Here is a 9,056-nt window from a genome sequence, read left to right on the forward strand (position 1 = left end):
GCGCCGGGGCCGTCTGGCCCCGGCCGCGCGCGGCCCCGCCGACGCGCGCAAGGGGACCGGCGGACGTCCGATCCCCCGAGGCGCGGCCCGCGTCCCGCCCGCTCCCTCCCGCCCTTCTTCTCCCAGGTGGGGCGGTCGCGGGGTGCTCTGAGGGGGATGTCAGACCCCCGACCACGCCTCTACGGGCGTGGTGACCTGCGAAGACACCGGAAGCGTGTGGAGGCTCGCGCAAGAGATGTCGCAGGAGATCGTGCAAGAGATGCCGCAGGAGTTGGCGCAGGAGATGTTGCCGTCGGGCGGGGCCGGGGTCGCCCGCGGGGCCGGGTGCGCGGCGCGGCCGGCCCCCGCGCCGTGCGCGGCCTGGCTGGCCCCTCGGTTGGCCGGTCGGGCCGCGCACTGCCGTGGCCTGCGGTGGTCGGGTCCTTGGGTCGGGGCGGGGTGGTCAGGTGGCCGAGCGGCGGTCGAGGGCGCGGGCGATGTGGTCGCCGACCTGGTCGTCGGCGTCGGCGAGGCGGATGAGGGCGCGCAGGATCTCGGACTTGTCGACCGGGCGGCCGGTGCGGCGGCGCAGGGTGAGGGCGAGCTGGTCGAGGGTGAGGGCGTCGTCCTGGTCCAGGAGCAGTGTGTACTTGCTCGGCTTAGGCGCGGCCTGTTCGGGCGCGGCTGCCGTCGGGCCGTTCCGCCGTTCTGCCGTCGTGCCGTCACTGGGCTTGTGGTCTGGGGTTTCTTCGGTGAAGCGGCCGGACAGGCCGGTGAGCAGGGCGCTGACGCCGCCGGTGTCCACGGTGAAGCCGTCTTTCTTGGTGCTCATGCTGCGGGGGTCTCCGGGAGGTAGCCGGCCTTCACGGCCAGGTCGCGGAACATGCGCGCGACGTCGGACTTCGGTTCGTACTGCGCGATGGTCTGGCCCTTGTTCTTGGCCTCCGCCACGGCGGTGCGCAGCGGGATCTCCCCGACCACGGGCAGCGGCAGCTGGTGTATGGCGTCGTAGACCTTCTGGTGGAACCCGGAGAACGGGCGGTCGATGCGGTTGATGACCAGCCCCCGGTAGTGCGGCACCTGCATGCGGGTCTCGGCCACCAGGGTCTGCACCTGGCCCAGGAGCAGTTCAAGGGCCTCAATAGAGAACTCGTCGACGTCGACGGGGATGAGCACGTGCTCGGCCCACCGCAGAACGTTGTCCGTGTCGACGTCCAGGGCCGGGCGGCAGTCCACCAGGCAGTGGTCGAACTCCTCCTGGAGGAGTTCCAGCACCCACGCCAGGCGCTCCTCCTTGCTGCGCGTGCTGTGCAGCTGGCGCGGCAGGGTGAACAGGTCCAGCGCGCTCGGGATCACCCACAGGTTCTCCGAGTGCCGGCGCACCAGGGACCGGGCCTGCTCACGGTCGCAGCCGTCCAACATCGCGCGGGCGAGCGTCAGCTCCCCGCCCGGATGGAGCCTCGGGAGCTTCAGCGCGGTGGTCAGGTTGCCCTGACCATCCAGGTCCACCAGGAGTGTCTTGCGGCCCGCGGCCGCGAGCGTGCCGCCCAGATGCAGCGTGGTCGTCGTCTTCGCGACCCCGCCCTTCTGGTTCAGCAGCGCGTCTCTCGTCATCGCCATAACGGCAGACCGTACCGCCGCAGGTACGGCGCACCGTCGTGACGGCACGGCGGCACTCCCTTCCCGACCACGCGGAAATCGGGACCCGCCCGCGCCGACGCGTCCCGCACGCGAGACACCGACCCGCCGCCCGCGCCGCGCGCCCAGCTCGCCGCCGAACGCCTCCCCGCCGTCCCGGCCGCCAAGCCGATACCGCGCCCCGACGGCCAGGCGCCGCGTGCTCGGGGCCGGCCCCGCCGCGCCGGACGGTGACCACGGCTGTGACGGGCGCGGTGACACCGGGCTGTGACAGCCGCCGCCGGGACCGGCCCGTGCCCTCACGCGTACGTGCGCGTAATCGCGCGCAGGCGGCACGCCCGACCCGCGTCACGCGCGGCACGCGTTGGGCCGCCCTGAGGAGCCGTCGGCGGCCCTTCGCAGCCCGCCTCGCGCCGCCCGGCCCGGCTCCCCCAGTCGGCCCCCGGTCGTCCGTCCCGTCTCACGTGCACGCGTGTGCCCGTGCACGTGTGCACGCTTTAACGCGCGCGACCCCCCGCCACGGCAAAACCGGCCCTCTGAAGGCCCCGCCGCCCCGGGCCGGACTCCCGGCCGCCGGACCCCGCCCCGGCGCCTTCCGTACGGACACGGACGCGCGGCCCCGTACGGGCGCGCAGACGGACGGGCATGCCCCCGTACCCGCGCCGCCGCGCGCCGCCGCGCGGCGGCGCGCGGGCAGCCACGGCCGGACAAGCGCGCGAAAACAATGCGGCCAGCCACCGCCACCCGGCACCGCCAGACCACCGCCACCGGACCGCCAACGACCGCCATGGCACCGCCACGGCGCGGCTCCGGGTGGCGGTCACATGGCGGTGCTCTGGCGGTGCCCCATGGCGGTCACAGACAGCGGCCCGCCATGACGGCCGGGATGACGCCAACCACGCGTACGCGTACGCGTGCCTTTCGCGAGCGCGAGGCATTTCCGGCGCGGTGATGATGACGATGACGAACCCCGCCCTGCCCGCCGCCTGTCGGCAGCCCGCCCGGCGCCTGCCCCGACCCGTCCGCAGCGCGTCCGTGACGTGTCCGCGACCGGGCAGACGGTCCGGCACGGACACGTCACGGGCGGGCCTGGCGGACAGGCCCGGGCAGCACTGACAGGCCGGACAGGCCGACCAGCGACCCCCCGCCCCTGGAGGCCAACGGCCCCACACAGCCCGCGGGCCCGGGCGCCGACGGCTGACGAGCCCGCGCTGGTCGGCACCAGCCGGTCACCGGCCGCGCCCGCCAACCCGAAGCGCTGTACGCCGATCTGACGGCCGAACAGCCCCCGCCCCGCCCAAGGAGACTTGGGCGGGGCGGAAAGGCCGGGAGACGGCCGCGCAGCGCGCTTCAGGCGGTCGCGGGGGCGACTCGGTCCGGGTGGCAGCGCGGGCACTTCTCCCCGCCGCCCGACTCGCCGAGGGTCCGGAACCTCGGGTTGAGGCGGGCCGCAGGGGTGTCGGGACCGCACTCGCCGCACCACTCCGGCAGGCCGGACCGACCGGAGCCAGGCTCGCGCCGCCCCTCGACCGGCACGGTCGACCGCTCCGCGTGCTGCACCAGGTCAGCCCAGCCGCGCGCCGCCAGCTCCCGCGCCCGGTCGCACAGCCACGCCTCCGGCAAGCCCTGCGCCAGCAGCTCGACAGCCTGGCGCTCCAGCTTGGCCCTGGTGCCGTTCAGCACCGGCCGCCCGAGGGCAGCGGCGTACGCAGCCACGACCCGGCCCCCCGCTGCGCTTTCGTCCGAACCTCCGCGCTGCTGCGGCACCTCAGCCCCGGAGGGGTTCTGTCCCTCGGGCGAAGCCTCGCTCTCTCTCTCTCCGACCGGCGGGGTGCCCACCGAGACAGCAGTGACAGGCGCGGCGGGAGAGAGATCTTCTTCTACTCCTTCTTCACTAGAAGAAGGGGCCGCATCCATGCGGCCACCCCTGGCCGCATCCATGCGGCCACCCCTGGCCGCATCCATGCGGCCACCCCTGGCCGCATCCATGCGGCCACCCCTGGCCGCATCCATGCGGCCACCCCCTGACCTGGCAGCACGTCGCCGAGCCGCACGTTCCGCCGCCCGGTCGTCCCACCGCTCCTGATCAAGCAGCCGGTAGACGCTCGGGATGTTCAGCCGCGGATTGTCCGGGTCCTGCCGCCGCTCCACCTCCAGCAGTCCCCGCGCCTCCAGCCCCTTGGTCGCCCGGTCCACCGTGTCCTTGGACTTGCCGATGCACTTCGCCAGCACCGCCCGCGTCGGCGCGTCGTCCTCCCAGTCCCACCCGGTCGGCGTCTCCCGGTCGCCCTGGTCCGCGAAGCTCCCCAACGCCGCGTAGAGCGCCTTCTCCACCGGCGGCACCGAGCCGTCCCGGGCGAGCTGGGCATCGAACTTCACCCAGTCCAGTGCCGCCTCACGTACGACCCTGGGCGCGGCACCTGCACCAGACACTGCGTCCTGTGGCCTACGGTCCTGGTCATCTCGTACGCTCAAGGGAGCGCACCTCCTTGCTTGCCTTGCTGGGAGTTGGAGTGCTTCTCCGCCCGGGCCGCGAACCCGGGGGGACCTGCGGGCCCCGCCATCTGGCGGGGCCTGTTGCGTTGTACGGACCATTTTTCCTTGGTCCGTCTGTGGACAGAATCCGGCTGTTGTGCCGCACCGCAGAAAGGAGATCTGCGGACCCTATCAACGGGCCTGCCATTCCTTTCCTGCGCATGGCGAGAGACATTTCGTTAACAGGAAGTATCGAATTCCCTTTCCTGTAATTTCTGACTCTCGCCAATTCTTCTTCGTTTCGCAGCACGCAGAGAGTTCGTTTACTCGGTGTTTTCATGGCCCGCCTGAGTATTTAGGGACGTGGCCCACCGAAGGATTGTTGACCCTCCGACTACTTTCACGGCCACCTCAACCACACGGCCGTCCGCGAGGTGAACTGTGCGAACTACCTGAGTCACAACCACGTCGCCCGTGGTGAGGCCAAGCGCAGCCTTTTCCGTCTCTGAGGCAAGCCGAGAGGTGACCTCCTCCAGCACGTGATCCTGGGCTACGCCCAGTCGTTCCGCCGCCAGCTCGCGGGATCCCCCGGTCGACACCGGTTGGGCAAGCTCGGGAGTAACGGCGATCACGTAGGCCGGGTAGTACGAGCTGCTGAGGTGCACCGGTACGCCGTTCCGGCTGACCAGGCGCCGTCGTACGTGGACCGGCGTCCCGGGGGTCACGTCGAGACGCGGGGCCACCAGTTCGTCGGCCCCAACCGTCCCTACCTCCAAGATGCGGGAGGTCTCGCCGCCGCCGAGGGCCTTCCCCGTGGACTCGTGCAGGTGAACCCGAGTCGCGATGTTGTTGCTGATCGGCCCGGCGACGACGGTTCCGACGCCAGCCTTGGGGATGGTCAGTCCCTCCAACTTGAGCGCTCGGTACGCCCGGTTGGCAGTCGTGTTTGCCACACCGAAGCGCTCGCAGACCTGCCGCAACGACGGCATGGTCTCGCCCGGCTTGAGCACCCCGTCCTGGATCTGCTGACGGTAGTGCGCGGCGATCTCTGCGTAGCCGACATTCTCAGGCATACCGCCCTCCCTCCTGTCGTCTCGCACTGCACCTCCATCCAGTGCAGCGGTACACGTATGAGGCTAAACCACGTGATGATGTAGCGCTACTAGTAGCGCTCATGTGGTGTAGTGGTCTACCTTGATGGGGCGCAAGGGGCTCCGCTTCAGCGGAGATCCGAAGCGTCGCGGCTTTCTGACCTGTGTAAACGGGCCGGAACGCGAACGCCCGGCCGGTGTTGACGCACCGGCCGGGCGCGTGGCCGGGGGGTGTTGACGCACCCCGGGGCCTTTGGGCGGTGGTCTGGGTGTTGGAGCACCCGGACCGCTGTCGGACCGATCCACATGCCTTGGGTGAAGGGGTTCGACGTGTCGATTGTGGCTGAGCGGCTGGTGTCTGCGCAGGTGCAGCGCCGGTCGGAGGCTGAGCGGGATGCGCGGCGTCCGGCGTTAACGGCGGGGACGCGGGACCGGATGGTGTCGGCCGGGTACACGACGCCGACGCGGGTGTTGCTGACGCGCAAGGACGACGTGCCGGTGCCGGCGGAGGTGGCGGGGCGGTTGGCGAGGCTGTTCGAGCTGCACAACGGGCGGGTGGTGCGCTACCTGGCAGCGCGGGTCGGCTGGGACCGGTACGCGCTGGCGGAGGATCTGGCACAGGAGCTGTGGCTGTTCCTGGCGCTGAACCCGGGCGAGATGGCGAGGTGGGCGAAGGCTGACGAGGACGCGTTCCCGATGCTGGCGTTCCTGGCGAAGCGCCGGATCTACGCGCACTTCCAGCTGATGCCGAACGAGTACGAGCGGGTGCTGGGCGCGGGCGCGGCCGGGGACGAACGGGAGCCGGAGCAGCGGCTGGAGGCGTTGGCGGGCCCGGGCACGGACGACACGGTGTGCGCGGTGCTGGAGTTGCTGGGTGAGGACGACCGCCCGGGGTGGCGTCCGTGCTACGCCCACGCGGTCGCGGCGCTGCCCGATGCGCACCGCGAGGTGTTGGAGCTGGCGTGTGTGGATGGCATGACGCTGCGCGCGATCGGGGCGCGGCTGGGACTGTCGCAGGCGTCGGTGCAGGACCGCTACCGACGCGCGCTGGAAGCGCTGCGCCCGGCGCTGGAGACCCGCCCGGCCCGGGACGTCAACGGGCTTCCGGTGGGCTGGGAGCGGGCGGTGGGTGAACTCTCGGAGCACCACCAGAAGGTGGTTCTCCTGCGGGCCGCGGGCCGTTCGCAACGGGAGATCGCCGCCGAGATCGGTTCCAACTCGGGTGTTGTCTGCCGGACGTTGCAGCGCGCGGTAGTCCACCTGGAACGTCTCCTTGCCGACGGCCAGGAGCGGCCGGAGGTGCGGGCCGACCGGATGGTGCCGGACCCCGAGGTGGTGGCCGCGCTGCACACGGCGCGCCGGGCGAAGCAGCAGAACAGCGGCTTGCCCGAGGGCTGGGAGCAGATCCTGGACCGGCTGCCGCGCTCGGCTGCCGAGGTCGTCCGGCTGCGCGCGGTCGACAGGCTGCCGTACAAGGAGATCGCCCGGCGCCTGGAACGCACCACGCGTGGCGTGGAGGTCGCGTTCCACAACGCCGCGCGCTCGCTGCGACAGATGGTTCGCGACCACCGGGCCGACCCCGTGCCCACCCCGCCCCCGGGTGCGGGTGCCTGCGCCCGTAAGTGCGCGTCCGGCTGCTACCTGCGCGTCGCGCGGACGGGAGCGGCGGCATGAGCAACAACGTCGACCGCAAGCCGTGCTCGAAGCGCCGGCGTCTGCTGAAGGCGCGCCTGGCGAAGCGGGACGGCCGGTGCTGCTTCTACTGCGGTACGCCGTTCAACCGGAAGTTGGAGGGCGCGACGGTGGATCATCTGATCCCGCGCTCGGTGCTGCACACGTGGGTGCAGGCCGCGTTGGTGCTGGCGTGCCAGCCCTGCAACGAGGCCAAAGGCGCCCTGCTGCCGCAGGCCCTGCTGCGCCCGGCGCCCGGGCAGTTCGGGCCCGGACTGGTGCCCCTGGTGGAGCCCTCCGGTCAGATGCCGCTCGCCGCGTGACGGCTGCCTGTCCGCCCCCGCTGGGGGCGGGCGGGGAGCCGGGCACCTGGCCCGGTCCTGACCTGCAAGGAGATTCCCATGGCTTGGTTCAAGAACGCGGATCTGGAAGACGTGACGATCACGGTCGTCGACGAGACCGATGTGCCCGCCGGTACGCCCATCGTCGACGCGGAGATCGTCGGCGACGAGGACTGACGGCCGTGTGACGGCTGCCTGTCCACCCCACGGCCCAGCGCCGGGGGTGGGCGGGGAGCCGGGCACCTGGCCCGGTCCTGACCTGCAAGGAGATTCCCATGGCTTTTGTGACGCGCTCGAAGAAGTCCCCCGAGGGCCCGGTGAGCCGGATCGGCTACGCGGCACCGAAGGGGACGCCGCCGGGGACGGGGCTGACGCAGCCGCCCGCCGGACACGTGCCGTCCGGCGGCCCGGTGCCGAAGGGCCAGCCGAAGAAGACGCCCAAGAAGTGACCGAGCGCGGGGCCGGGCGAAGTGATAGTTCGCCCGGCCCCGCCGTGCCAGTGCACCACAACGACGGAGGAAAGACCGATGGGTAGGAAGAAGTTGGAGGAGGCGGGCCCGCCGGGGTCCGCGGCGCGGCTGCGGGCGGGGCTGGCGGCAGCGGACCGGTTCATCTCGTTCGTCACGTGGGGCGTGGCGGCCGGGATGATCGTGTGGTCGATGCTGAACGCCACTCCGTACGTGGCCGATCACCTCGATCCGGAGTGGCGGCGCACGGCGTTCGTGCTGCCCCTGGTGGTCGACCTGGCGTTCCTCGGGAGCCTGCGCGCCGACGAGATCGCCTCCCGGCACAACGTCAGCGGCGGTGTGTGGGCGGCGCTGCTGCGCCTGTTCACCGGCGCCGGGAGCGTGTTCCTGAACATCGGGCACGCGGCCGAGAAAGGCGACTGGACAGGCGTGTTCCAGCATCTGATCACGCCGGGCATCCTGGTGCTGCTCGCGGAGGCCGGCCCCGTCTACCGGCGCCGCCTCGCAGGGCGCCTGGACGACGTCGAGCAAGCCGAAGCCAGCAAGGCCGAGGCCGACCGCGCACGGCAGGAGCAGGAGGAGCAGCGTCGGCGCCGCCAGGAGCAGGAGGAAGCCGACCGCAGGGCCGCACAGGAGCGCTCCGAAGCCGACCGCGAGCGGCAGCAGCGCCGGGAGGACCAGCAGTTCGCCTTGGAGCTGGAGGAGAAGCGCGAGGCCGCCCGTGCCGCCCGTGAGATTCAAGCCCGGCGCCTGGACCTCGAAGAGAAGCGCCTCACCACGCCCGTTCCCGCAGCCCACGGCAACGGTGACGGCACGACGGCACACCGTATCGACGGCACAACGGCCAGCCGTTCCTACGGTATGACGGCACAACTGGCCCCCGCTGTGCCCGCCCCGGCCGCGCCGGTACGTGTACCTGTCGCGCCTGTCGCGCCCGCGTCTCACCCGGGAGTTCCGGCCCCGCAGGCCCGCACCGGAGCCGACAGCGGCCCGGCTGTCGCGCCCACGGCCGATCCCCGCGCGACAGCAGCCGACAAGGCCGCCAGCGCGCTCGTGCCGTCCCCGGCGCCCCGCCCCGACGGCAGCGCAGCATTTGCACGCCCCGCCCAGCCGGAGCCCGCCCCGGCCCGCAAGGACGCCACGGCATCCGTGGCCGCCGCCCAGACCGCCCCGGCCCGGGTCACCGCCCGCATCAACGAGCACCAGGAGCAGCCCAAGCAGACCGCCGGCCCCGTCAAAGACTGGGACCTCCCCGGCCTCCCCGACGACTGCGCCCCCGGCCGCGCACCCGAGCTGCTCACCGAAAACCAGGTGACCGCCCGCATCGACTACGGCCTCACCCAGGAATGGACCCAGCGCCGTATCGGCCAATTCGCCGGACGTTCCGCCACGAT

At 72.1% G+C, this 9,056-nt stretch carries 7 protein-coding genes and 1 pseudogene; 4 read left to right on the plus strand and 4 right to left on the minus strand.

Features of this window, described 5'->3' with window-relative positions; all coding sequences use genetic code 11:
* Positions 1 to 442 precede the first annotated feature (442 nt).
* From AC27LF_RS44995 to AC27LF_RS45010, 4 genes are all read right to left on the minus strand, one after another.
* Positions 443 to 811 (minus strand): hypothetical protein, encoded by a 369-nt coding sequence (locus AC27LF_RS44995; RefSeq protein WP_479662377.1) that lies wholly within the window; start codon positions 809 to 811, stop codon positions 443 to 445.
* A complete protein-coding gene (locus AC27LF_RS45000; RefSeq protein WP_479662378.1) occupies positions 808 to 1,599 on the minus strand; it encodes a ParA family protein in 792 nt (263 codons plus the stop codon). The genes AC27LF_RS44995 and AC27LF_RS45000 overlap by 4 nt, the downstream gene beginning before the upstream one ends.
* A gap of 1,368 nt (positions 1,600 to 2,967) precedes the next feature.
* Positions 2,968 to 3,996: a helix-turn-helix domain-containing protein gene (locus tag AC27LF_RS45005; RefSeq protein ID WP_479665083.1), complete on the minus strand. Its 1,029-nt coding sequence runs from the start codon at positions 3,994 to 3,996 to the stop codon at positions 2,968 to 2,970.
* 419 nt (positions 3,997 to 4,415) lie between these two features.
* Positions 4,416 to 5,165, minus strand: a complete 750-nt coding sequence (locus AC27LF_RS45010; protein ID WP_479662380.1) for a GntR family transcriptional regulator — start codon at positions 5,163 to 5,165, stop codon at positions 4,416 to 4,418.
* Between the two features lie 333 nt (positions 5,166 to 5,498).
* Between AC27LF_RS45010 and AC27LF_RS45015 the strand changes: the two genes are divergently transcribed.
* The 4 genes and pseudogenes from AC27LF_RS45015 to AC27LF_RS45030 form a co-directional block, all read left to right on the plus strand.
* Positions 5,499 to 6,857, plus strand: a complete 1,359-nt coding sequence (locus tag AC27LF_RS45015) for an RNA polymerase sigma factor (protein WP_479662381.1) — start codon at positions 5,499 to 5,501, stop codon at positions 6,855 to 6,857.
* Complete coding sequence (locus AC27LF_RS45020) at positions 6,854 to 7,177, plus strand: HNH endonuclease (protein ID WP_479662382.1); 324 nt, start codon at positions 6,854 to 6,856, stop codon at positions 7,175 to 7,177. The genes AC27LF_RS45015 and AC27LF_RS45020 overlap by 4 nt, the downstream gene beginning before the upstream one ends.
* A gap of 293 nt (positions 7,178 to 7,470) precedes the next feature.
* Complete coding sequence (locus tag AC27LF_RS45025; protein ID WP_479662383.1) at positions 7,471 to 7,644, plus strand: hypothetical protein; 174 nt, start codon at positions 7,471 to 7,473, stop codon at positions 7,642 to 7,644.
* A gap of 78 nt (positions 7,645 to 7,722) precedes the next feature.
* Positions 7,723 to 9,056 (plus strand): annotated as a pseudogene (locus AC27LF_RS45030) (hypothetical protein); the annotation flags it as partial.

Source organism: Streptomyces diversicolor, from assembly GCF_057537855.1.